The 23,290-nt window shown below is 35.8% G+C and carries 19 protein-coding genes, 1 tRNA gene and 1 pseudogene; 14 read left to right on the top strand and 7 right to left on the bottom strand.

From position 1 onward, the window contains the following. Positions 1 to 28 precede the first annotated feature (28 nt). The 3 genes and pseudogenes from ACQH3L_RS04045 to ACQH3L_RS04035 all read right to left on the bottom strand — a co-directional run. Positions 29 to 1,111: a Fic family protein gene (locus ACQH3L_RS04045; protein ID WP_010082532.1), complete on the bottom strand. Its 1,083-nt coding sequence runs from the start codon at positions 1,109 to 1,111 to the stop codon at positions 29 to 31. A 237-nt stretch (positions 1,112 to 1,348) separates the two neighbouring features. Continuing rightward, on the bottom strand, positions 1,349 to 3,097 hold the full coding sequence (gene dnaG / locus ACQH3L_RS04040; protein WP_010082533.1) for a DNA primase: 1,749 nt from the start codon (positions 3,095 to 3,097) through the stop codon (positions 1,349 to 1,351). Positions 3,098 to 3,712: 615 nt separating this feature from the next. Beyond that, positions 3,713 to 3,802, bottom strand: a pseudogene (locus ACQH3L_RS04035) (WPE palindromic element domain-containing protein); the annotation flags it as partial. A gap of 195 nt (positions 3,803 to 3,997) precedes the next feature. On the opposite strand from ACQH3L_RS04035, the gene ubiG reads away from it, so the two are divergent. After that, positions 3,998 to 5,173: a bifunctional 2-polyprenyl-6-hydroxyphenol methylase/3-demethylubiquinol 3-O-methyltransferase UbiG gene (ubiG, locus tag ACQH3L_RS04030; RefSeq protein ID WP_425384638.1), complete on the top strand. Its 1,176-nt coding sequence runs from the start codon at positions 3,998 to 4,000 to the stop codon at positions 5,171 to 5,173. Positions 5,174 to 5,184: 11 nt separating this feature from the next. On the opposite strand, the gene ACQH3L_RS04025 is transcribed toward ubiG, so the two are convergent. Continuing rightward, the gene (locus ACQH3L_RS04025; RefSeq protein WP_233395601.1) at positions 5,185 to 5,607 is read right to left on the bottom strand and encodes a TrbC/VirB2 family protein; all 423 of its coding nucleotides are present in this window, start codon (positions 5,605 to 5,607) and stop codon (positions 5,185 to 5,187) included. A gap of 157 nt (positions 5,608 to 5,764) precedes the next feature. On the opposite strand from ACQH3L_RS04025, the gene metG reads away from it, so the two are divergent. Continuing rightward, the gene (metG, locus tag ACQH3L_RS04020) at positions 5,765 to 7,402 is read left to right on the top strand and encodes a methionine--tRNA ligase (RefSeq protein WP_425384637.1); all 1,638 of its coding nucleotides are present in this window, start codon (positions 5,765 to 5,767) and stop codon (positions 7,400 to 7,402) included. Positions 7,403 to 7,475: 73 nt separating this feature from the next. Here the strand turns inward: metG and ACQH3L_RS04015 are convergent, their stop codons facing one another. Together ACQH3L_RS04015 and ACQH3L_RS04010 are read right to left on the bottom strand one after the other, a co-directional pair. Next, complete coding sequence (locus ACQH3L_RS04015) at positions 7,476 to 8,660, bottom strand: hypothetical protein (protein ID WP_425384636.1); 1,185 nt, start codon at positions 8,658 to 8,660, stop codon at positions 7,476 to 7,478. A gap of 86 nt (positions 8,661 to 8,746) precedes the next feature. Continuing rightward, entirely contained in the window at positions 8,747 to 10,198 is a 1,452-nt protein-coding gene (locus ACQH3L_RS04010) for a replicative DNA helicase (RefSeq protein ID WP_010962532.1), read from the bottom strand. Between the two features lie 114 nt (positions 10,199 to 10,312). Here ACQH3L_RS04010 and ACQH3L_RS04005 point away from each other — a divergent pair. The 4 genes from ACQH3L_RS04005 to ACQH3L_RS03990 all read left to right on the top strand — a co-directional run bounded on the left by ACQH3L_RS04005 (position 10,313) and on the right by ACQH3L_RS03990 (position 13,069). After that, positions 10,313 to 10,395, top strand: a tRNA-Leu gene (locus ACQH3L_RS04005). A 24-nt stretch (positions 10,396 to 10,419) separates the two neighbouring features. Continuing rightward, the gene (locus ACQH3L_RS04000; protein ID WP_190321214.1) at positions 10,420 to 11,016 is read left to right on the top strand and encodes an RDD family protein; all 597 of its coding nucleotides are present in this window, start codon (positions 10,420 to 10,422) and stop codon (positions 11,014 to 11,016) included. A gap of 810 nt (positions 11,017 to 11,826) precedes the next feature. Further along, on the top strand, positions 11,827 to 12,501 hold the full coding sequence (gene radC / locus ACQH3L_RS03995; protein WP_425385015.1) for a RadC family protein: 675 nt from the start codon (positions 11,827 to 11,829) through the stop codon (positions 12,499 to 12,501). Between the two features lie 277 nt (positions 12,502 to 12,778). Beyond that, on the top strand, positions 12,779 to 13,069 hold the full coding sequence (locus tag ACQH3L_RS03990; RefSeq protein WP_010082530.1) for a GIY-YIG nuclease family protein: 291 nt from the start codon (positions 12,779 to 12,781) through the stop codon (positions 13,067 to 13,069). Positions 13,070 to 13,329: 260 nt separating this feature from the next. Here the strand turns inward: ACQH3L_RS03990 and ACQH3L_RS03985 are convergent, their stop codons facing one another. Further along, on the bottom strand, positions 13,330 to 16,593 hold the full coding sequence (locus tag ACQH3L_RS03985) for a UvrD-helicase domain-containing protein (RefSeq protein ID WP_425384635.1): 3,264 nt from the start codon (positions 16,591 to 16,593) through the stop codon (positions 13,330 to 13,332). Positions 16,594 to 16,674: 81 nt separating this feature from the next. Here ACQH3L_RS03985 and ACQH3L_RS03980 point away from each other — a divergent pair, with 81 nt between their 5' ends. The 8 genes from ACQH3L_RS03980 (at position 16,675) to pstB (ending at position 23,259) form a co-directional block, all read left to right on the top strand. Then, the gene (locus ACQH3L_RS03980; protein ID WP_010082535.1) at positions 16,675 to 17,541 is read left to right on the top strand and encodes a 4-(cytidine 5'-diphospho)-2-C-methyl-D-erythritol kinase; all 867 of its coding nucleotides are present in this window, start codon (positions 16,675 to 16,677) and stop codon (positions 17,539 to 17,541) included. A gap of 3 nt (positions 17,542 to 17,544) precedes the next feature. Next, positions 17,545 to 17,910 carry an Mth938-like domain-containing protein gene (locus tag ACQH3L_RS03975; RefSeq protein ID WP_425384634.1) on the top strand — a complete coding sequence of 122 codons (366 nt, stop codon included), beginning with the start codon at positions 17,545 to 17,547 and terminating at the stop codon, positions 17,908 to 17,910. A gap of 1 nt (position 17,911) precedes the next feature. Further along, complete coding sequence (locus ACQH3L_RS03970; RefSeq protein ID WP_010962536.1) at positions 17,912 to 18,712, top strand: metal ABC transporter permease; 801 nt, start codon at positions 17,912 to 17,914, stop codon at positions 18,710 to 18,712. A 172-nt stretch (positions 18,713 to 18,884) separates the two neighbouring features. Beyond that, entirely contained in the window at positions 18,885 to 19,022 is a 138-nt protein-coding gene (locus tag ACQH3L_RS03965) for a hypothetical protein (protein WP_341820248.1), read from the top strand. Between the two features lie 5 nt (positions 19,023 to 19,027). After that, positions 19,028 to 20,020, top strand: coding sequence for a DNA polymerase III subunit delta (gene holA / locus ACQH3L_RS03960; RefSeq protein ID WP_010962537.1), 993 nt, complete (start codon positions 19,028 to 19,030; stop codon positions 20,018 to 20,020). Positions 20,021 to 20,189: 169 nt separating this feature from the next. After that, a complete protein-coding gene (locus ACQH3L_RS03955) occupies positions 20,190 to 21,224 on the top strand; it encodes a Fic family protein (protein ID WP_209472855.1) in 1,035 nt (344 codons plus the stop codon). A gap of 494 nt (positions 21,225 to 21,718) precedes the next feature. Next, positions 21,719 to 22,504, top strand: a complete 786-nt coding sequence (gene dapB / locus ACQH3L_RS03950) for a 4-hydroxy-tetrahydrodipicolinate reductase (RefSeq protein WP_010962542.1) — start codon at positions 21,719 to 21,721, stop codon at positions 22,502 to 22,504. After that, a complete protein-coding gene (pstB, locus tag ACQH3L_RS03945) occupies positions 22,501 to 23,259 on the top strand; it encodes a phosphate ABC transporter ATP-binding protein PstB (RefSeq protein WP_006280935.1) in 759 nt (252 codons plus the stop codon). The genes dapB and pstB overlap by 4 nt, the downstream gene beginning before the upstream one ends. Positions 23,260 to 23,290 lie beyond the last annotated feature (31 nt).

Genomic DNA, 23,290 nt, shown 5'->3' with positions numbered 1-23,290 from the left:
AAAAATCTCGAAAAACATACTAAAACTTTTAAATAATAACTTTATATCTAGTGGCTTTGCCTTCTCCAAGACGCTGTAAGTATTTCATCCCTAGCAGTTTCTTTGTAATTGCCTCTACTGTTCTTGGAGGAAATCCTAGAGCTTCTATAGCATCTTTTCTACTAAATTCTTTATCTGCAAGGCTAAGTGCCCATTCCCAGAAGAACAATTGTTTTCTTGATAATAAATATTCAGTATTCTCCCTCTCAAGAATATAATGCGCCTCATTTGCTTGCGTTTTGAGTACATTAAGAAAAAATATTAACCACGGGGAAATATCTTCTTTGCCACTTTTCCAGCTACTTTGTGTTTTATTAAGCGCTAAATAGTAATCAAGTTTGTTAGTTTCAATTATCTTTTCATGTGATACAATAGATACAAAATCATAACCCTGCTGCAACAGCATTAAATTAGTCATCAATCTACTAGTTCTGCCATTCCCATCTTGAAAAGGGTGTATTGCCAGATACTCAAAAACAAAGTTAGCAATAATAATAAGAGGATGCTTAAATTTATTATTTAAGGACCAGTGATACCAATCAATAAGCTCTTGTACTTCCTTTCTAACAAGGTAAGGTGGTGTGGGATCAAAAATTATACCAACAACTTTTCCATTCTGATCTTTTGCCTCAACTCTATTAGAACTTGCTTTGTATTTTCCTCTATGATACAAATCTTTTTCACTATAAAGTAGCATCTGGTTGTTAATGTGCAATATTGATGACTCACTAATTGGAATATCCGTATAATCATGAAATATTAGTGTAAGCATTTCTAAGTAGCCAGCAATTTCTTGCTCATCTCTATTTTTAAATTTTTTGACACGTAGGTTTTTATATAGATCCTCAACTTCTTTATCGGTTAGACGATTTCCTTCAATACGGTTAGAAGCGCCAGAAGATGTAACAATAACTGAATGAGTTAATCTTTCAATTGTTTGTGGTAGTAGTTTTTTCGTTATCTGCCAGCTATTTTTAACACTATCAACTGCAGTAATTAACTCGTACACTTGCTCAATTACAGGCCCTTCTAGGTTGAGACGCGTACTAAGACGAAAATTCTTCCAGTTCATATTCTTCTCACATGCATATTATGTGAGATAATGTGAGATAATGTGATAAAAGTCAATAGTAAACTTTATATGCACAGCAGAGCTAACTACAAAAATTATACATTTTCAAGTGATCCTAACCATATCAAAAACTACAGGGCAAAGCTGTTAGAGGAAGGCTTAATTAGTTAAAAATTTCAATCTTATGTAAAATATTGTCTTATTTTGTAATTTTCTTGTTGACTAACGAGACGATATCTACTTTTCAATAAACTCCATTTGCATTTCTTGTATACTGCTTTCTATTTGCTTTATTTGTTCTATCAACCTTTCCTCTAAGTCAAGATTACCGCTCAGCCTCGCTTCGGTTCTTTCTTTTCGTAATGCATTTAACTCTTTTAGTAACACTATATTATTCCACACAATTTCTGCAGATTTTCTCTCGTTCAGTTGGCTATTTAGTACACTAGTTTTTTCAAATACATACTTTATAACGTTAAACTGTTTCAATTCTTGTAACAAAGCCTCTTTATCGAGGTTGCTTTTGTTACTTATTACATCAATTATACGCTGTTGTAATCTTTTCATCTCATTAGTAAATTCAAAATGAGAAAATTGCTCAAAAAATATAGGACGGTTCAAGATTTCAGGAAATTCTACGGCTATACGCAAAATTACGGCCTGATTTTGCTCTGCTTCAATTAGCTCTGGAGACTTGTTATGAAGATACTCACCTTTTGTTGCTCTAGTTTTACTATTAAAAATCTGTTTTTTGAAGCTACTTCTTAGTTCACTAGCCTTATTGTAAAAATAATCTCTGTAATACCTTCTAATACTGCTGTTGCTAATAGTATTTACATATTCCATGAACTTGTGCTCAAGAATTGAATATTTTTCCGGAGCAAGTTTTTCATAATTTTGCAAATTGCTATCGATTATGTGATGCCATAAATATTCAGAATGCAGTTTTGTTGAATGGTCAAGAGCAGTCAACACGTCTTCTTTCTTGTATTCCAGTTCGTTACATATATCGTATGGATCTTTATTACTCGGCAAAGTCACAAACTTTAACGTGTATCCAGGCTCTAATATTAGCAGAGCAAGTTCTGCAACTCGAGTAGCAGCATGACGTCCAGCACTATCGCCATCCATACAGATGGAGATTTCTTTAGCAAATCTCCATAGATTTTTTATCTGTTCTGCAGAAATTGCGGTACCAAGCGGAGCAACTGCATTACTAATTCCCGCTTGATGTAGCGCTATAGCGTCCATATATCCTTCAACAACGAGTATGTGCTGTTTTTTACGTATTTCGCTTAAAGCAAAGTTTAATCCGTATAAATTCTCCCTCTTCTTGAAGAGCTGACTCTCTGGACTGTTTAAATATTTCGGCTGTTGCTCAGAACTTAGCGCACGTCCGCCAAAACCAATAACTCTCCCTGCAATGCTCTGTATAGGAAATATCAGCCGGTCATAAAAATAATCATGAAAATTTTTGTTTACTAATCCAATATCAATTAAAATTTTGTCTTCAATACCTGAAGAGTTTAAATACTCTTTCAAACCAGAGCTTGGTGCATAACCTATCTTAAATTTATCTATGATTTTAGGTAAAATCTTACGCTGCTTTAAATAATCTACAACACCTTGATTTTTTTGTGCAAACCAATTTGCAGCTAAATCAAGCGCTAAAAATAGTTTATTGTCCTCTTTTGTAATACTAAGATTTTTGGGCAGTTCAACACCTGTAACCGATGCTAATTTTTCCAATGCTTCTTTAAAGCTTAATCCTTCAGTTTGTGAAATAAATTCAAATGCATCACCACTAGCCAAGCAACCAAAACAGTAATATAACCCCTTAGTATTGCTCACCGAAAAAGATGGGGTTTTTTCGTTATGAAATGGACAGAGCCCAACAAAACTATCTCCTCTTTTTATTAATCTGACTTTTTTACCTACTAGGTCGGATAATAATAATTTTGATTTTATAATATCTATATGATCCATCTTGTTAAATTAGTAGTAGGATAAAAATTATATAGAATTTATACACATCTGACTCGAAATTTATTTCTATAACTAAAGCAATTTGGATTTACCGACAATGTAGCTATACAAATTCAAGAGCAATCCTGTCATCCAGGTAGCCCACAGAAACAAAAAACTTCCTTGACAAACCTCGCCAGCGCCCTTATCATGAAACTGAAGCTATTTATTTATCTTCTCTGTACAGATTAAATGACAAAAAAACTCAACGTATCTGGCGTCTCATGGTTAATTTTTTGCACTATGTGCACCTTATGTCTTTATCAAATTTCCGGGTTTTGACCTACACAAGCTGAAATACGCTTATAAAGCATTTAAAACATTAAAAAACGCCAACTTAAAAAATGGATAGTGAATAACTAGCTACCCTAGGGTTTCTTTTGCCTTTTTTTCTGTTTAGTAAATTTCTTAACGTTTATAATTTAGATTAGTTGCGGCTTAAAAGCAGCTAAATCGCGGTTATTAAGTGTTTAGAATAAAAAAACGCCATACTTGAAAGTATAATGTAAGTAATTAGCCAACCACGGGGCTTCTTTTGCCTTTTTTTTCGTTTGGTAAATTTCTTAATATTTATACAGAAGGTGTCATTCCAGTGCTTGACACTGGAATCCAGTTCTTATTATACAGCTATCTGGTGTACTTATTTAAAATTAAGTTTTCTGGATCTCAGTGCCAAAGCACTGGGATGACACCCTTCCTGGCGGAGATTATTCTCAAATCACAATGTTCGTACAGTTGTGGAATGAATTGCGGTATGACGTAGGAAAACCTTAGCTATAGCTTTAGAACTACCAAAAGGTCAGAAGCATTGAATGACTTGACAGAAAGTTCAAACCCATATAAAATGTCCTTATTTCTTATATGTTAGGTATAGTATCAATTGCCTCAGATCATGCTGGTTATGAATTAAAATCAGAAATAAAACCTTACCTGGAAGCCCTAGGTTACAGAGTAGTAGATCAAGGCTGCACTGCTAAGCAAAAGTGTGTAGATTACCCAAACTATGCTGTTAAAGTTGTAGAAGATATAACAAGCAAAAAAGCAAGTTATGGGATATTAATTTGTGGTACAGGTTTGGGCATGAGTACTGTGGCAAATCGTTTTGAAGGAATCTACGCTGCTTTATGTAACAGTGTTGAGATCGCAAAATTAGCTCGCGAGCATGGCAACGCAAATGTACTGTGTCTTGGTGCAGGATTTACTGCGAGTGGATTAGCAAAAGACATAGTCAAACAATTCCTCGAAACAGAATTTTCAAAAGAAAGCAGACATAAAAAACGCCTTGATAAACTCAGCAATATAACCTCTAAGAAAAAAAAAACAAAAACTTATAACGAAGATGAAATATCAAAATTCGCTAAAATGGCAGGCCAGTGGTGGGATGAGAACGGCAAATTCAAACCATTGCACATAATGAATCCTGTTAGAGTATCTTACATTATTGAGAAAATAAAAGAGTTAAAAAAATGCAATTTGAAAGAATTATCATTGCTTGATGTTGGATGCGGTGGTGGCATTTTGTCAGAGTCAATGGCACGCGTTGGCATTAACGTTGTGGGAATAGATGTATGTGAAGAAAACATAAAAGTAGCGCATTCACATGCAAAAAAAGTAGGGTTAAATATAGAATATATACACACCAGCATTGAAGAGCTAAGCAATGACAAGAAGTACGACGTGGTTCTGCTGATGGAAGTAGTTGAACATGTGGATAATTTAGAGCTTTTCATGAAAAAAGCGATAGAACTGCTAAAACCGGAGGGGTTAATCTTTATATCCACAATAAATAGAACTATTAAATCCTTTTGTCTTGCAATAATTGGTGCAGAGTACATATTAAATTGGCTGCCAAAAGGTACACATAACTGGAATAAATTTCTCAAGCCGTCAGAAATTGCAAATCACTTAAGAGAAAATAATGTAACGCTGCAAAACATGGCTGGCATGGAGTACAACGTAATAAAGCGTGAGTGGAATCTAACTAAAGGCGTGGATGTTAATTATATACTCTGCGGTTTGTTAGATTTAACTCTATAAAAGCACCATTTTCACTTCCAATACTTTGAAGGATCTTGGCCAGCTTTTATACAGTAGCCTTTATTAGTTAGCGCCCAACCGGAACGACAAGCATAACCTGTACCTACACGTTCATATCCAGGAGCAGCAACACACTTTCCATTCTCCAAGGTTTGACCTTTAAAAAGACAACAAACTTCTTTTTCTGTTACCTTTGTTACAATTTGAGGAGCACCAAAAAACACAGCAACAAACATACCCAGTGCGAAAAGTGCAGGCCAAGGCATTCTGCCAAATATTGCAAGTAAGCTTGAACCAATTATTACCACTGTAATCATTGGTCCACCTATTCCATGAACGTAACCTATTACATTACACATTACATCTGTTGCTCCATCAGCGTGTGCATCAAATGCATAGAAAACTATAAATAGAATTACAAGAAAATTTCTCATTGTTCTTTCAATAATCATGCCTGATTGTTTCTTATTTTAATAAAATTTCAGTAAATAGCTTTTTTCAAAAATTATGCTTAACCCAATCAATATTTATTTATTACTGCCTTTTTAATACTATAATTAACTCAGTTGATTTTTATCAAAATGCTAAACCATGGAACAATTCGAGAACTTTTACATCACCACGCCAGTATATTACGTAAACGATAAGCCGCATATTGGTCATGCATACACTTCTCTCTTGTGTGACGTGGTGGCAAGGTTCATGAAACTAGCTGGGAAAAATGTCAAATTTACCACTGGTACAGATGAACATGGACAAAAAATAGAAAAAGCAGCTAAAGCAAAGGAAATGCAGCCAAAAGAATTTACAGATGAAGTGAGCGTTTCATTTAAAGAATTGGCTAAGTTCATGAATTTTGAGTATGACGATTTTATTCGCACTACGGAGGAACGTCACAAAAAAGCAGTTATAGCTTTATGGAATAGACTTGAAGAGAGAGGGCAAATATATTTGGATTCCTATTCGGGTTGGTATTCAGTTCGTGATGAAGCATTTTATCAGGAGTCAGAGCTGATAGATGGCAAAGCACCAACAGGTGCTGAGGTCCAGTGGATAAAAGAAGAGAGTTACTTTTTTCGCTTATCAAACTGGCAAGAAAAATTACTGGAACTCTATAAAAATCAGCCAAGTTTTATCTTTCCTGAGAGCAGAAGAAATGAAGTGATATCGTTTGTAAGATCAGGGCTCATTGACCTCTCAATCTCTCGCACTAGTTTTAACTGGGGAATAAAAGTACCAGGTAATGACAAACACGTAATCTATGTCTGGATAGATGCATTAACCAATTATCTTACATCAATAGGTTTCCCTAGTACTGAAGGTGAGGAATATCAGAGGTTTTGGGCAGAACCAGAAACACAGATTCCAGTGTCAAGCACTGGAATGACACCAAACCAAGGGAAAACGCAGATTCCAGTGTCAAGCGCTGCAAACCTAGCTGACAACTCTTTCAACGTTCATGTAATCGGTAAAGACATATTGCGCTTTCATGCTGTATATTGGCCAGCGATTCTCCTTGCAGCAGACCTGCCACTGCCAAAACAAATTGCAGTTCATGGTTGGTGGTTGAACGAGGGCGAGAAAATATCCAAGTCCCTTGGTAATGTCATAGATCCAATTGGCCTCGCTCAAGAGTTTGGTGTTGATCAGCTACGCTATTTTCTCCTCAGGGAAGCAAGCTTCGGCCAAGATGGCAACTTTAGTAAGAAAAATATGATCAGCCGGATAAATTCAGAACTGGCAAACAACATAGGCAATTTAGTACAAAGAACAATTTCATTTTTACACAAGCAATGTTCTGGAATTGTACCAACAATCGATCAAAGCCTACTTAAAGGTGAAGAAAGTCTTCCAGGTTGCAAAGCTATACTCGATCAAGTGATGAATCACCTATCAAAGTATGAATTTAACCATATCATACTTCTAATCATCAACATCTCTTCTGAAGCAAATGCCTACATAGACAAAAGTGCACCCTGGACACTAAGCAAAACTGACAGAGAGCGCATGAATTTAGTAATTTACAAGTTACTGGAATATATCAGGATAATAGGCATTTTATTGCAGCCAATCGTTCCCAAGTCAGCAGAGATGATACTAAATCAACTGCAAATTCCGAAAGAACAACGAGATTTAAAATCTTTGTGCGACGCGTGCGTAAGTTCAGGCATAACATTGCCTAAACCTACGCCGGTTTTTTTGAGGGTTGATGCTAAAGAGGAGAAATAGTTTAAAAACTATTTCTCCTGGATGGGATTATCTTTAGTTAACGACGGTGCACACCGCTGTCTACATATTCAAGTTAGGTGGCAAGTGCCTTAGTTACTTTAGCACAATATGGTTTAGTAACATCAGCACCTATCACTACTACTTCAGTAATTGCCGACTTAACCTTTCCTAGGCTCCATGCAAACCAGCCTTGACCATTTTCTTCTTTAGTTGGCTGACTTTCTGGGCTAGAAATCTCAGTACCTTTTTCATCACCAGATTCTGCATCATAAAATACATCCTGATCCTCAGAAAGACTCATTAAATAACTTTTAGCAGCATCAACATTTAAATGATCAGGTTGCTTAGGAACGTTATCAATATTTAAATAATCCAAACTATTAGCTCGTTGCTTTTGCTCACTGGAAAGAACCTCAAGATTTAAATAATCCAAACGAGTTAGTTCTTGCATGCTAGGTTTAGATCCATCTTCACGCTTAAACTGCTCTTCCGGACTAGAAACCTTAGTACCATAAATCCTACTGTACAAGCTGCTTCCAACGCTGTTAAGTGCTCCTCTTACAGATGCAATTGACTCATCATAAGTATTTTTCAAGCCACCTCCAATACCACTAAGTGTTCCTTTTGTAGACTCAGTTGATGGCACATAATTATCGTAAGCATATTTGCCAGAATACAAGACACCATTAACTGCTTCTTTTGCAAACCAAACAGCGCTATTAACTGTTCCTTTTGCAAGCTGAACAGTGCCATCAGCAATTGCCACTTTTAATTTGTCTTCTTCTATCTTTTTATTTTTTTCAGCTAGTTGAGTTTTTTGCTCAGAACTTTTCTGCTTTTGAGTGCGTACTTGATCTTTTAACTTAGAATTTTCTTCCTCTTGAGCTTCTACTTTATTTTTTAACTTAGAATTTTCTTCCTCTTTAGCTTTTACTTCCGCTTCTTTTTTAGCTAGTTGAGTTTTTTGCCCAGAAATTGTTTGCTCTTGAGCTTTCATTTTATTTTTTAACTCAGAATTTGTTTTGTTCTCACTAATTGCTTGATACGAAAGTGCAATAGCTACAGCAGAAAATACAGCACCACCAATAATAAATGGAAGGCCAACACTTAATGCTGCAACTGGAGCTAAGAAACCAATATAAGGAGCTGCAGCAAACACTCCAGATGCTAATAAAGTTAAAGCAGCCAGAGTTCCAGCTATATAATAGGGTACATTGTTTTTATTCATCATCTCACGTATTATAAAATATAATACCATTATAAAAGGATTTTTAAGAAGTTGTCAAGCTATCTTTACATAAAAAAATAATTGATAAACTTGGGAACAAGAAGATTGCTGTCAAGCTATGAACTATGCCTTTCCGTGTAATCTTTAAATGCACCTCTGTTAGAGTCAAAATATAGCTTCACACTGCCAATTGGCCCGTTCCTCTGCTTTGCAATAACAAGCTCTGCAATATTTCTAATTTTCTCCATTTTCTCTTGCCATTCCCGATGTTTATTGTTTCCTTCACTTGGTTGCTTTCTCAATTCGTAGTATTCTTCTCTATAGAGAAACATTACTATATCTGCGTCTTGCTCTATGCTCCCTGAATCACGTAAATCAGAAAGTTGTGGTTTTTTATCATCCCTCTGCTCAACAGAACGAGAGAGCTGAGATAGTGCAACAATGGGAATATTTAGCTCCTTTGCAATTGCTTTCAAACCCTGCGTCACTTCCGAGATTTCTTGCACTCTATTTTCATTACTCCTTTTTGTTGTTCCTCTGATTAGCTGCAAATAATCAATGAATACCACTTCTACATTATATAATTGATACAGCAAGCGTATTCTGGTGCGAAGGGCACTAATTGATAGCGCAGGGGTGTCATCTATGATGAAAGGCAGTTCAGATAATTCTGTACTAGTATTGATAAATTCATGCAATTCAAAATCACTAATTCTCCCGGTTAATGCCTTATAATAACTAATCCCTGAATCTATAGTGATCAGCCTTGCAGTTAATTGCTCTGCTGACATTTCAAGCGAGAAAAACGCTACATAGTGTTGCTTATCTGCTCTTTTTTGCAACATCTTACAAGCATTAAGTGCGATGTTTAGCGCCAATGCTGTTTTACCCATAGAAGGCCTTGCAGCTAAAATTAATAAATCAGATTTTTGTAGACCACCAAGAAGCTGATTTAGATCTTGAAGTCCGGTTGTAACGCCTAGCGCTTCTGGATTATTTTTCAGTGTGCTGATCTTCTCAACTACATCTTTAATTGAACTTGCAAGTTTTATATATGTTTTCTCACCTTGTTTTTTTACTGCCAAATTGAACAATTTTGTCATTGCTTGTTCAATTTGCGCCTGTGCAGGATTTTCAATATCGTAGTTGTAGCTATCACCAACTATTTCTTGCCCGAGCTTGATTAAACATCTCCTTAAGTAAGTATCACGGATTATTCTAGTCAAACTATAAATATCAAGTGCAATACTTGCCTTCGCTGCAAGCTTTGCTAAGTACTCTACCCCGCCACACTCGGTAAACGCTTGGTCGTTCTCAAAAAACATTTTGAGGCTCAGTTCATTGGCAACTATACCGTGTTTCCTGGTTTTAGATATTTGCGTAAAAATACTTTGATGCAGTGGATCATAGAAATTTTCTGCTGTAATTGTGTCTTCAACTGCATCACAGATTCTATTATCACGAATCATTGCACCAATAAGCATCTGTTCAGCTTCTAAATTATGCGGTAATTTACATATTTCCTTATCTACACTTCTTGAACTGAGGAGATTGGCTAATTCATTCATTTTAAGTTTTGAGAGTAACTGTTGATTATTGTAGAATATTTAGTCCTCATTTGAAAGATGTAAAGGCAAAAAAATTTGACTAATTCCGTGTTGCCTATAGCATTAAAACTTAATGCCCCTGTGGTGGAATGGTAGACACGGCAGACTCAAAATCTGTTGCTTGCAAAAGCATGCTGGTTCAAGTCCGGCCAGGGGCACGTTAAATATTGGAAAGTATATATATGTTACATAAATTTTTTAATCGTTTATTTTCTATTTTTTCTTCTATAAATGTTATTCAAAAGGTAAAGAAAGATGAAAATGGGATATGTTATGTAACGGGCCTCAGGCGCTATATATCAGTATTGCTTGATTTAATTATTATCGTTTTGTTCTTGCAGTTTTGCAGCCAAGCCTTTAATCAGCTCTTTACAAACTCAGAGGATAGCAAAATATTCAGCCAAGTTGCTGCAAAATCCCCAATGCAAGTGCCACTTTCTATAGAAGAAAAGGCAATGCAGAGTAGACTTGTAAAATTAATGATTCTAAATCAAATAGTCCAGTTTATTATGCTCTTTTGCTATGTAATATATATGTGGGTAAAGTTTGCTACTACACCTGGAAAACTATTATTTGGGCTTAGAGTTGTGGATGCACAAACTTTCGAAAAGATGACCCTAAAACAAGCAACAAAGAGATTTTTTTCCTTTATATTGTCAGTTGCACCATTGTTCTTGGGCTTTTTATGGTCAAATTTCAACAAACGCTGTCAAACTTGGCACGATAAGATCGCAGGCACAGTGGTTGTCACGAGTAAAAGCCTTAGAAGGCAGAGCTAAAAACTACTTGACACCCTTCGCCAGCCCCTTTATCATGATAGTGAAGGTATTCAGTTATCTTCATCTGTGCAGATTAAACAGCAAGAAAACAACGTAGTTGGCGTCTTATTTTTAATTTTTTGCACTATGTGCACCTTATGTCTTCACAACATTTCTGGGTTTTTACCTATATAAGCTGAAACGCGCTTATAAGTCGTTTAAGACAGTATAGTACGCCAATTTGCAGGATTAGAGAGTGACAACTAGCTAACGCGGGGTTTCTTTTGCCTTTTTTTCTGCTTAGTAAATTTCTTAAACATTTAAACTAAGGTGAGTTGCGTTTAAAAGCAGCTAAATCGCAGTGTTTAAGATTTAAAAAACGCCAAATACTGAAAATAGACAATGACTAGGGCTTCTTTTGCCTTTTTTTTCATTTGGTAAATTTCTTAATGTTTGTAGCTAAACGACAACCGTCATCCCTGTAAAGATCAAGTATCCCGCTACTTGTTAGCGGGACCTAGAGATACCGCGAATGAATCGCGGTATGACGGTTCACGGTGGCATGACGGTTAAGTAATTCGTCATCCCGCTACTTGTTAGCGGGATCTCTTGTTAGCGGATGAGATACCGCGAATGAATCGCGGTATGACGGTCTGCGGCGGTATGATGGTCTGCGGCGGTATGACGTAGAGCTCGCGTCAGCTACTTTCATGACACCATTTGCTGTCTTTAAAAATGAATGTTCTTACAATTGTGCGTCATGCGCTTTATTAAATATTTTACTTAAAAATCTAATTTCTTATTATACAAGAGATAAGCAATTCATTGATGATGAAAAATTACAAAAAGGGGCATAGAAAGCGCCTAAGAGAGAAAATTATTTTAGATAATGGACAATCATTACTTGATTATGAAGTTTTAGAGCACATTTTATATTCAGCATATAGTAGAATTGATGTAAAACCGGTGGCAAAGAGTTTGATAGAAAGTTTTGGCAGCTTAAATAAAGTTTTTAATGCTGACCTGGAAGCGCTGCAAAACGTTGATGATGTCAGCAATGCAGCGATATCTGCCATCTTTTGTGTAAAACAAGCCTTTGTTCGTTCTGCAAGAGAAGAAATAAAAAACCTGCCTGTAATCGATAACTGGGAAAAATTGCTTGATTATTTAAGAATAAGTATAGGAAGCCTCAATAAGGAAAATTTTCGTGTCATCTATATGAATAAAAAGTATCGTCTAATAGCGGAAGACTTGCAAAATATTGGTACAGTAGATCAAACTCCTCTTTATGTCAGAGAGATCATCAAGCGCGCACTTTTGATTGGTTCAACATCCATTGTAATATCTCACAATCATCCAAGCGGAGGTACACAACCTTCAAATAGCGATATATCTCTCACTAGACAACTAGCAGAAGCTTGCCAAAGTATAGGAATAGAATTAATAGATCACATTATTATTACATTCAGTAGCTATTTTAGTTTCAAGGAAAATAGGTTGTTGTGAAAGCCTTTATAGCTACAGTAACTTAGATTTACCGACAATCGTCATTCCGCTACGTGTTAACGGCTAAGAGATACCGCGAATGAATCGCGGTATGACGTAGATTGCTGTCATCCCGCTGCTTGTTAGCGGCTGAGATACCGCCGCGGTATAGTAACTCGTCATCCCGCTACGTGTTAGCGGGATCTATCTGCGGCGGCATGACGGTAAGTTTTATTGTGGTATGATGGTGTAGTATAATGTTGGTAAACCTCAGTTACTTTAGCTATAAACGATTAAGATGAAGTTATCATATATCTATATACTTACAAATAAAGCTAATAGCACATTATATATTGGTGTAACTGCAAATTTGATCAAGAGGATTTGGGAACACAAAAACAAAATTGTTTCAGGTTTTACATCAAGATATAATGTAAATAAACTTGTATATTTTGAAGAGTTTGAAGATATAAGTTTAGCTATTGCAAGAGAAAGGCGCCTGAAAGAATGGCCAAGGCAGTGGAAAATTAATTTGATCAATCAAAAGAATCCTAGCTGGATTGACTTATATTACTTAGCTTTAAGATAGCTATGCTGAGATCCCGCTACTTGTTAGTGGCTGAGATACCGCGGCGGTATGACGGTTTGCGGTGGTATGACAGTTAAGTAATTCGTCATCCCGCTACTTGTTAGCGGGATCTATCCGCAGCGGTATGACGTAGGACTGCTGTCATTCCGCTACGTGTTAGCGGCTGAGATACCGCGAATGAATCGCGGTATGACGGTCTGCGGCGGTATGACGGTTCGCGGTGGTATGACGTAGTAGCTATTTCTTGCAATCAAGTTTCGTTAAAAGTCAGATTGAATGGTTAAATCTTCCACCCAAATAACCACGCACTCTACTTGCTTGTTTGGATATATTTCTTGTACTAAGGTTTTATAGATTAACATCTGTTTTTTTATTTCATTTAATAAGGAAACAGAAACGTTACGGTGTGATTTGTAGTCAATTATGATTGCTTTATCTTGCGTTATGCATAGCCTATCTAGTCGTACTAATACTGACTTGCCATCAATTGTTCCACTCAGTGTAATCTCTGATTTGCCTTCCAAGTCAAACAAATAGCCATATTTTTCATTAAAGGCTAATATTTTACTGTAAATTTCATCCTTATCTTCGCTGATGTTATCAAGGTATTTTCTGACCCAATTTTTTCTCCTTTCTTTTTCTATCTTGGGCATATACTGCAATATGCTGTGAATAATCAGGCCTCTTGCATAACCATCTGTCATCCAAGTAGCTGACACTGGGATCCATTCTGCTCCTTCTTTTTCACTGGATTCCAGCGTCACGCGCTGGGATGACACCGAAGAGTGGGCTAAAGCTGGTGGAAGGGAAATGACCGGAACGTCAAAATAATCACGTTTTTTATAAATGTAAGGGTAGTTTGCATTCACGCATAATACTTCAACTTTTTCTTTAAATATTGGCTGTAAATCCCTTTGTTTCTTTTCATATGGCTCTCCGTACTTAGTGATTAGATCATACCAAGAGCCCTTTTGCACTGGCTCTTTACTTAAGATGTATAACTCATCTTCAGCACGCGTGAGTGCTACGTATAATAAACGCAAATATTCATTATAATCCTCTAGTTTTTTCTCTCTTTTTACTTGATCGCAATAAGCGTTGTTGTTTTTTCCACACCAAAATGGCACTTCTGTTCCATCAAAGATAATGCTTTCACTGTTTCTTGGCACTGTGTTTGTATCAACCAAAAATACTATGGGAGCTTGCAGACCTTTTGATTTGTGAATTGTCATTATTCGCACAGCATTGCGTTCTGATTGCATATCATTCTTAATCTCCGGATTATTCTCCTTGATCCATTGAACAAACGCTTGAAGAGATGGGTTTTCAAATTGCAACACGAGGTTCATAAATTCGTCTAGAACCTCAAAGCACTCAAGACCTAGCCTTGCAGCAAATTTCTTCTTACCTGTACGCAATATATGTGTAAATAGTGCAAGAGGAGACTCTATGCGAGATAAGTTAATGAGATAGTTTAATTCACTATAGATAACCACAGAATAATCCTGAATTCTTTCCCATAGTGAATGCTCTTTACGGTCGTATGCAATGTTAAATAAATCATCCTCGGTGAAATTAAATAGCGGTGATTTTAAAGCATTTGCAAGAGCTAAATCATTTGCCTGGAGGAGTAAAAATTCGGCCAAAGCTATTAAGTCCTGCACGGCTATATAGTCCATAATTCTAAAATAATCCCGGCCTACAACTGGCACGTTTGCTTTTTTAAGTTCGCTTATTATGTAATCAACTAATACGTTTCGTTGCCGTACCAAAATCATAATGTCTCTTGGCTCTATATGGCGATCTTTAGCGACTAAAATTCGCCCTTCATTTAACCAATTGTGAATTCTGTTGGCTATTGTTTGAGCAAGTAATCGGTCTGCTATTATATAATTTTCCCTGCATGTCAGAGGAATTTGTAAAGCTTGCTGTTCTTTCTCTTTGCGCCTTGGTAACGCTGGCCAAATTTCAATATATCCTTGGTCATTTTCTCTATGTGGAACATGTTTTATTTCATTATCATTAAAAGATATTTCTGCGCGGAAGTTATTAAATATTCTATCTACAAGCATCAAAACTTCTGGAGTTGAGCGAAATGACTTTTCAAGTTGGCATGATATCCAATCTCTACCACCAGTTTTCGTATGAAAGTATTGTTGCATATAGTTGAATAGATGGGGATTTGCTCCTTGAAATCTGTATATGGATTGTTTTACGTCACCAACAACAAATAAGGTTCGCTTTTCATCATTACCGGCAAAAAATTCATCGCAGAGATTTGTTATAATTTTCCACTGGCTGATGCTATTGTCTTGTGCCTCTTCAACAAGGATGTGATCTATTTTTTGATCCAAGTTAAACAATATCCAATCTTTATAGTTTGGATTGCTAAGAAGATTTGTTGCTAAGTTGATTATATCATTGTAGTCAAGCAGTGCATTTTTTGATTTTTCACTATTATATAAATCAACATATACTTTAAATACACCAAGTAAGCTACTGGTTCTCTTGAATATTTGATAAGAGTTCATGTCTCTTATATGGGTAAATACTACATTCTGAACGCTCTCTATTATTTGCTCTGCATCTTTGAATTTCTCCAAAATACTTTTTGTTGCAATGGATGATATGCTCTTTTTTTCGTGCGATTCTGATTTTAAAAAGACCTTGGCTAGGTTTTCTACTTTAGTGTCATTCCAGCGCGTGACGCTGGTTCTTTTCTTCTGGATCCCAGCTGGGATGACAGTAGAATAAAGTATTTCACTATAACTCTGATCTCTTTTACTGCCTTCACTTAATATCTCGGCTAGTCTTTCCACGTGCTCAATTGTTTCACTCTGTAAGTCATGAATTTCATCTGGGGCGCTCAATTTATCTTTGATATATTTCGAATCATTTGCTGACGCTGATCTTTTTACACATAAAGTATAAAGCAAATCGCGTAGTTTATTTTCATCAATTTCAGTTGCAATAAGGTTGATATCATCCTGCACAGTTTCGTTATGAAGCACTTTATTGAATATGATGGAATGTAATTCTTTGCATTCGCTCAGCGTGCAATTTGGAGCAATGCCAGCTTCTATAGGAAAGCTGGAGATTAATTTGTAACAGAAAGCGTGTATGGTTTGTATAGTTAGACCAAGATTTTCCAGTTCAGAGAAAAGCCTTCTTGCTCTTGTTAAATAATCTTTATTTTTTCTGGATCCCAGTGTCACGCACTGGGATGACAAGTAGGGGTGCTGAGATCCCAGTGTCACGCACTGGGATGACATTGGAAAGAAATCTAGTTGTTCTAGATCTGCTGCCAACACACTATCTGAACATATTGCCCACTTACTGAGTATGCTGTGAATGCGATTCTCCATTTCGTTTGCTGCAGCATTGGTGAATGTTAAGCAAAGAATATTTCTTTTGTTTTCTAATAAAAGTCTCAATACTCTGTCTATTAAGATTTTTGTTTTGCCTGTACCAGCGGACGCATTTACCCACACAGAGAAATTAGGATTTATGGCATTTGATCTCATCAGAAGTGCGAGAACCTTATAAAAGTTGACTAGAATAGCATTATACATATAATGTAAAAATAGTGTTAGTGAAGATATATAATGAAAAGTTTTTGTGTAAAGGCGCCTGCAAAAATCAATCTTTTTTTGCATGTTGTAGACAAAAAAGAAACAGGGTATCACTTGATTGAAGGTTTATTTGTCTTTGCTAATCTCTCTAATTTTTTGGAAATAAAAGTAGGTGAGAAGGATTCTAGATACGATAACTCTACAGTTGAATTTATAAACTCCGAGTCTAAAATAAATAACCAATATAACACTGTAATGAAAGCGGTTAATCTGCTGCTTAGGCATGCTCCTGTACGCACTAAAGTCACTGTAAAGGTTGTAAAAAACATACCAATTGCTGCAGGACTTGGTAGCGGATCCTCAGATGCTGGAGCTGTGGTACGTACGCTAGGGAAGCTATGGGAGATTGATAGGACGATTTTAAATGAAATAGCCTTAAACGTTGGTGCTGATGTTCCCGCAAGCGTAGATAGCAAGCCAGTTTTTGTTAGAGGTATTGGCGAAGAATTATGCCACATTAAAAAATTCTCTTTACCTACAAATGTGGTGCTTGTGAAACCGAAAAAAAGGTTTTTGAGTACACCAGAGGTATTTTCCAAACATGAAGGAAAATTTTCTGAGCCAATTAAATGGAGCGATGACGCTGAAAAGGATTTGTTGAAGTTTCTAAAAGAGACGAGAAACGATCTTCAAGAAATAGCAATAAGCTTTGTACCTGAAATTAAGGATGTGATATCAACACTTAAGTCACAAGAAGGCTCTATACTTTCTCGCATGTCAGGCAGTGGTGTATCATGCTTTGGAATATTCGATAGTGAGGAAAATGCAAAAGCTGCTGCAGTTAATATCGGAAAAAAGCAACCAGAATGGTGGGTATGCAACACTCAATTAATAGTTTGACTTATGGATATAACTCCCTTAATTTCCGAGAATAAAAATCTTATAAATGGTTACAGGGAAGGAAAATTTTTGGTAAACAATCAAGAATATTGCGGCTCAATTATAATTTTTCCTGAAAAGGTGATAAAATTGAAAGAAAGTGATATAAACAACAAGGAGTATTTTGAATCTTTTTTAACAGAGGAAATAGAAATTTTGTTAATAGGTACTGGTAAAACACGCAATATACTAAGTTCTTCAGTGAAGTCCTATCTTATGGAACAAAAAGGTTTAAATTTTGAATTTATGACAACAGGTTCTGCATGCAGAACCCATAATATTCTGATATCCGAAGATAGATTTGTTGTCAGTTATCTAATAGCCATATAGCATGCTTACCCAGGACTTTTTCATCAACAGTCTAGTTGCAGTAGTTGTAATTAGCCTAGTAACAGGCGCTTTAGGATCGTTTATGATATGGCAAAGGTTATCTTATCTTGGTGATAGTTTGTCCCATTCTTCGTTGCTTGGTGTTGCACTTGCTTTAATCTTTAAGATTAGCCCATCGCTTAGCATAATGCTCATTGCAATTACATTTGCTATACTACTTTCTCTTAATTTTAACAGATTATATTCTGCTGATACGATATTGAACATTGTTACCAATGTAGTTTTATCATCGAGTTTAATACTTATGTCTTTTCTTCCATCTGGCAATAATAGTATTATTAGCTCACTGTTTGGTGATATATTAACGCTCGATCAAAGTGATATAGTATTGATTTTTTTAACCTCTGCAGTAGTTACTTTGATATTAATATTTAGATGGCGTTATTGGTTAATGATTTCAATTAATCAAGATTTAGCAGTAGTTGAAAAAATTAATGTTACCTTTGTTAGACTAGAATTTTTAATCACTCTTGCTATATTTATAGCAATTGCTGCCCAACTAATAGGAATATTACTCATTGCTGCATTTTTGCTAATACCAGCAGCATCTGCAAGGCTCATTTCGAAAACTCCAATGCAGATGATTATTGTTGCAACAGTTTTTTCTGTGATCTCTGGGATATCAGGTCTCATGTTATCTGCAAGTTTTGATTTGTTAACTGGACCTGCAATTATACTTGTTGCAGCGGTATATTTAATTATCGCTTATTTTATAAGGCTAGTATTAAGCAGGTTGGCTTAATTTTGATCTCGAATGTTAATAATTTTGTAATATACTCATTATAAAACATCACTATCTTAGCACAAAATAGTTTTTGCTATACTATTATTTATATGCTAATGATAAGTTGTTAATTTTATGGAGTAAGCAATATGAGCGAAGAAGGATTTTTTCCAAATATATATCTCAACCTGTGAAAAAATTTTATAATTATATTACAGGAAAAACAGAAGAGTCAGATGATGTAGCAGGTGATGTGCATAATATTGCACAAGGAGACTCAGAGTCTTTGGATACTCATGTACAGTCAAATGAGAATGATATCATATAGATAGCATGAGGGTCACACCATCCAAAGTTAAAAAATTCCTAGAGAAACCTGATGCTTTACGTGGTGTGTTAATTCATGGAAGTGATAACAGTAGGGTTGATTTTTATGTACAAGAAATAATTGCTAATTTGGGTGAGTATTCAGTTCAGGTGATGGATTTTGCAATAGTGAATAAGTCACCCAGTTTACTGTTTTCTGAATTGGCAAACGTTTCGATGTTTACCAGCAAAAAATTAATTAAGCTGATAAATGTGAGTGGAGGTATATCCAAGGAGTTAAAAAATGTATTGGATTATAACGCAAGTGGTCATTATGTAATGATGGTAGCAAATGATCTTCCATATAATTCTGCGACTAAAAGTTATATGGAGAGTTCAAAAATTTTTGGTGTGATTGCTTGCTATAAGGACAGCAACAGCAATCTTTATGACATTATATCAAGTTACTTAAAACAAAATGATATAAAATGCACAAATGAGATAATCTACCATTTGCAATCTTACTTTAATCATAGCAAGCTGCCTATATGTTCAGAACTTGAGAAGTTAGTTTTATACTTAGGGGAGAGAAAAGACCTAAAACTTACTGATATAGAATTATGCTTTTCAACTTCCGGCAACGACTATGCTACACTTGATGATCTATGCTCTGCCATAGCAAGTAAAGATATGTCGCGTTTCATTAGAATTTCTGATGCATTGATATCGCAAGAAAATTTTTCACCGATAGCACTAATTCGCATTATATCAAATTATTTCCTACGCCTTGAAAACGTTTTGCTGTCAGTGCAAGGTGGAATGAGTGAGCAGGCTGCGATTGATCAGCTAAGCCCTCCATTGTTTTTTAAACAATTGCAGAGTTTTAAATCTCATTTGAAAAGTTTGCAACTTTCAGAACTTAAGAAGATCTTGGAAAAATTGATAAGCTTAGAAGTTACCTGTAAAAAAACTGATTTAGATCATAAAATGATTTTTCAACATGCACTGACAGGTAGCTGACTACTCGGATCCAGCCTTTCTTATAATTTCATCAAAATGTTGTATTTTAACATAAAAAAGCTGCTTTTATGCCTACCAAAATTCATTCTTTAGTGTGTGTCTCATAAGTATTCTTTGCTAATAGGATATTTTCGAATATAATTGAATATAACTAGATAAAAATACAGATATGTTTGACATTTCAAAAATTGTAATAACACCTGAAATGTTAAAATTAGTTGCTGAAATTGATGAATTTAAAGGAGCATGGCAATTGTTTGGTAATTTAGCTCCAGAACGTTTACAAATGCTCAAGAAAATTGCAACAATTGAAAGTATTGGTTCTTCTACTCGTATTGAAGGGGCAAGATTATCAGACCGTGAAGTTGAGCAATTACTATCCAAACTTGATACACGCTCATTTCGTTCTCTAGATGAACGAGAAATAGCCGGATATGCGTATGTGTGTGAAGAAGTATTTCAAAACTTTAACAAGATGCCATTTACAGAAAACACTATAAAACAGTTTCACATCTGGCTTTTACAATTTTCATATAAAGATCAAAGGCACATGGGAGAATATAAAAAATTCCCCAATCATGTTGAAGCGTTTGATGAATCTGGAAAAAGCTTGGGCATAGTTTTTGAGACAGCCTCTCCATTTGAGACAGCAACACAAATGCAAGAACTTATTTATTGGACTAGCCAGCAATTAGAGGTGAAATCGTTACACCCTCTATTAATTATTGGCATTTTTATAGTTACTTTTTTAGCTATTCATCCCTTCCAGGATGGAAATGGCAGATTATCACGCATTCTCACAACTTTCTTGTTACTAAAGTTAGGGTATATCTATGTACCTTACAGTTCCCTTGAAAGTAATAAGGAGAGTTACTACTTAGCTTTGCGTCGTACTCAACAATCCTTGAAGACGAGCAGCTATGATTTTAATCCATGGCTTATATTCTTTTTAAGGTCACTACAAAAGCAAAAATTTCATCTTGAACAAAAGGTGTCACATGAAAAAGTGTTAAATCTCTATTTACCACCACTTTCTGCTAAAGTATTAGCACTACTCAGCAAACATGGACGTCTTACAATTAAGGATTTGGAAAATATTACTAAAGCAAACTGCAATACCTTAAAGAAGCACGTATCTAATCTCGTAAAGAGTAATCACATCACTCAGCATGGAAAAGGCAAAGCAACCTGGTATGTAATATAGAGCTCAATAGGATATGTATTCATTTTGAATTGTTAAATTATTCAGCTATAGAATATAGATCACAGCTGTACAAACATTGTAGTTTGAGCCCACTAGATCCCAGTGTCACGCACTGGGATGACAAAAAAAGGAGCACTGGAATGACAGTAGTCCTACGTCATACCGCGATTCATTCGCGGTATCTTTTAGCATAGATCCCGCTAACAAGTAGCGGGATGACGGTTGTCAGGGTGTCATCCCAGTGCCCAGACACTGGGATCCAGAAAAGTTTGCTTGTAAGCAAGCAAACTAGCATAGAAAAACGTTTTCGATGAGATTGCAGAAAGGCTAGATTCCAGACTGGAATGACATCGTTCACTATGTACCATATTGCAATAGTTGTGGTCAAGGCACTGGGATCTGAAATTGCAGTGTTCGTACAGCTATAGAATATAGATCAGAAGTGACAGAGCTTAAAAAAAGGCCTAACATTCTTAATAAACGTAAAAAGCTTTATGAAAATCAGAGTTGGAGTAATAGGCTGCTTAGGCAGAATGGGCAAAAAAATACTCAATGAATTAATTACAAATACCAAAGTGGAAATAGCAGGTGCTGTTGCCCGTTCAGGTAGTAAGTACATAGATTCAGATATTGGACCAATTATAGCCAATCTAGGAATTAAAGTTACAAGTTCTATTAGTGGCATATTTGAGTCATCTGACGTTGTAATAGATTTTACAACTAAAGAATGTATGTTAGACTGCCTTAAAGCAGCTGTAAAATTTAAAACACCGCTGGTTAGTGGCACAACTGGAATAGAAGGTGTCGATTTGAAAGAATATGCTGCTGAAGTTCCAATATTATGGTCAGCAAATATGAGTGTTGGGGTTAATGTGTTGCTGAAATTGGTAAAAAAAGCTGCTGAGCTTTTAGGTAATGAATATGACGTTGAGATTTGGGAAATGCATCATAACTTAAAAAAGGATTCACCATCTGGAACAGCTATAGAACTTGGCAAAACAATTGCTAACGCTTCAAAAGTGGATTTTCAGTCCAATCAATATTTACATAGTGGTTCAAACATAAGGAAAAAGGGGGGAATAGGTTTTGCAGTATCTCGTGGAGGTGGAGTAATAGGAGATCACAGCGTGATGTTTGTTAATTCTGATGAACGGATAGAACTAAACCACAAAGCAATTGATCGCACAACATTTGCTAGAGGAGCTGTTCAAGCAGCAGTATGGCTATACGAAAATAAAAGAGAAATTCCGGGGCTCTATTCAATGCAGGATGTGATATGAGCAATACACGTGCCTCTGTTAAAGATTTAAATCTCTGGTACGGCTCTAAGCAAGTTTTATTCGATATAAATTTGAATATTTATAAAAGAAAAGTTACTACTTTTATCGGACCATCCGGGTGCGGTAAATCAACATTTTTGCGTTGTTTTAATCGTATGAATGACTATGTACCAGGTTGCAAAACTGTTGGTGAATTAGATATCGATGGGCTGGGTGATATATATTCACGCGATATGGATGTTGTACTACTTAGAGCAAAAGTTGGTATGGTATTTCAAAAGCCAAATCCTTTTCCAAAATCAATATATGATAATGTTGCTTGTGGGCCAAAATTGCATGGTATGGCGAAGGATAAGCAAAAATTGAATGAGATGGTGGAAAATAGTTTAACCAAGGTTGGTTTATGGGAAGAATTGAAGGACAGATTGCAAGATAGCGCACTCAATTTATCCGGTGGCCAACAACAGAGGCTATGCATCGCTCGCGCAATTGCAGTGAAGCCAACTATTTTATTAATGGATGAACCGTGCTCTGCTCTTGATCCAATGGCAACCAATGCAATCGAAAATCTTATACAAGAGCTAAAATTAAGATTTACTATAATTATGGTGACTCATTCAATGAAGCAAGCTAAAAAGTTATCTGATAGTGTAATTTTCTTTCATAATGGCAGAATTGTTGAGTCTGGAAGCACTCAAGAAATATTCGAAAATGCTCAATCTCCCTTAACAAAGGAGTATATCCTGGATCATTAAATTTCTGACCTTACCCAGAAAAAGTGGAGAG

It is taken from the genome of Wolbachia endosymbiont (group A) of Sturmia bella (assembly GCF_964030905.1).
Classification (GTDB): Bacteria; Pseudomonadota; Alphaproteobacteria; order Rickettsiales; family Anaplasmataceae; genus Wolbachia; species Wolbachia pipientis.
This window is presented reverse-complemented; position numbering and strand designations above follow the sequence as displayed.

Bases quoted from the DNA above. Each gene is read 5' to 3' on its own strand.
- ACQH3L_RS04045 (WP_010082532.1), bottom strand. From the start codon at position 1,111: ATGAACTGGAAGAATTTTCGTCTTAGTACGCGTCTCAACCTAGAAGGG.
- dnaG (WP_010082533.1), bottom strand. From the start codon at position 3,097: ATGGATCATATAGATATTATAAAATCAAAATTATTATTATCCGACCTA.
- ubiG (WP_425384638.1), top strand. From the start codon at position 3,998: ATGTTAGGTATAGTATCAATTGCCTCAGATCATGCTGGTTATGAATTA.
- ACQH3L_RS04025 (WP_233395601.1), bottom strand. From the start codon at position 5,607: ATGAGAAATTTTCTTGTAATTCTATTTATAGTTTTCTATGCATTTGAT.
- metG (WP_425384637.1), top strand. From the start codon at position 5,765: ATGGAACAATTCGAGAACTTTTACATCACCACGCCAGTATATTACGTA.
- ACQH3L_RS04015 (WP_425384636.1), bottom strand. From the start codon at position 8,660: ATGGTATTATATTTTATAATACGTGAGATGATGAATAAAAACAATGTA.
- ACQH3L_RS04010 (WP_010962532.1), bottom strand. From the start codon at position 10,198: ATGAATGAATTAGCCAATCTCCTCAGTTCAAGAAGTGTAGATAAGGAA.
- ACQH3L_RS04000 (WP_190321214.1), top strand. From the start codon at position 10,420: ATGTTACATAAATTTTTTAATCGTTTATTTTCTATTTTTTCTTCTATA.
- radC (WP_425385015.1), top strand. From the start codon at position 11,827: ATGAAAAATTACAAAAAGGGGCATAGAAAGCGCCTAAGAGAGAAAATT.
- ACQH3L_RS03990 (WP_010082530.1), top strand. From the start codon at position 12,779: ATGAAGTTATCATATATCTATATACTTACAAATAAAGCTAATAGCACA.
- ACQH3L_RS03985 (WP_425384635.1), bottom strand. From the start codon at position 16,593: ATGAGATCAAATGCCATAAATCCTAATTTCTCTGTGTGGGTAAATGCG.
- ACQH3L_RS03980 (WP_010082535.1), top strand. From the start codon at position 16,675: ATGAAAAGTTTTTGTGTAAAGGCGCCTGCAAAAATCAATCTTTTTTTG.
- ACQH3L_RS03975 (WP_425384634.1), top strand. From the start codon at position 17,545: ATGGATATAACTCCCTTAATTTCCGAGAATAAAAATCTTATAAATGGT.
- ACQH3L_RS03970 (WP_010962536.1), top strand. From the start codon at position 17,912: ATGCTTACCCAGGACTTTTTCATCAACAGTCTAGTTGCAGTAGTTGTA.
- holA (WP_010962537.1), top strand. From the start codon at position 19,028: ATGAGGGTCACACCATCCAAAGTTAAAAAATTCCTAGAGAAACCTGAT.
- ACQH3L_RS03955 (WP_209472855.1), top strand. From the start codon at position 20,190: ATGTTTGACATTTCAAAAATTGTAATAACACCTGAAATGTTAAAATTA.
- dapB (WP_010962542.1), top strand. From the start codon at position 21,719: ATGAAAATCAGAGTTGGAGTAATAGGCTGCTTAGGCAGAATGGGCAAA.
- pstB (WP_006280935.1), top strand. From the start codon at position 22,501: ATGAGCAATACACGTGCCTCTGTTAAAGATTTAAATCTCTGGTACGGC.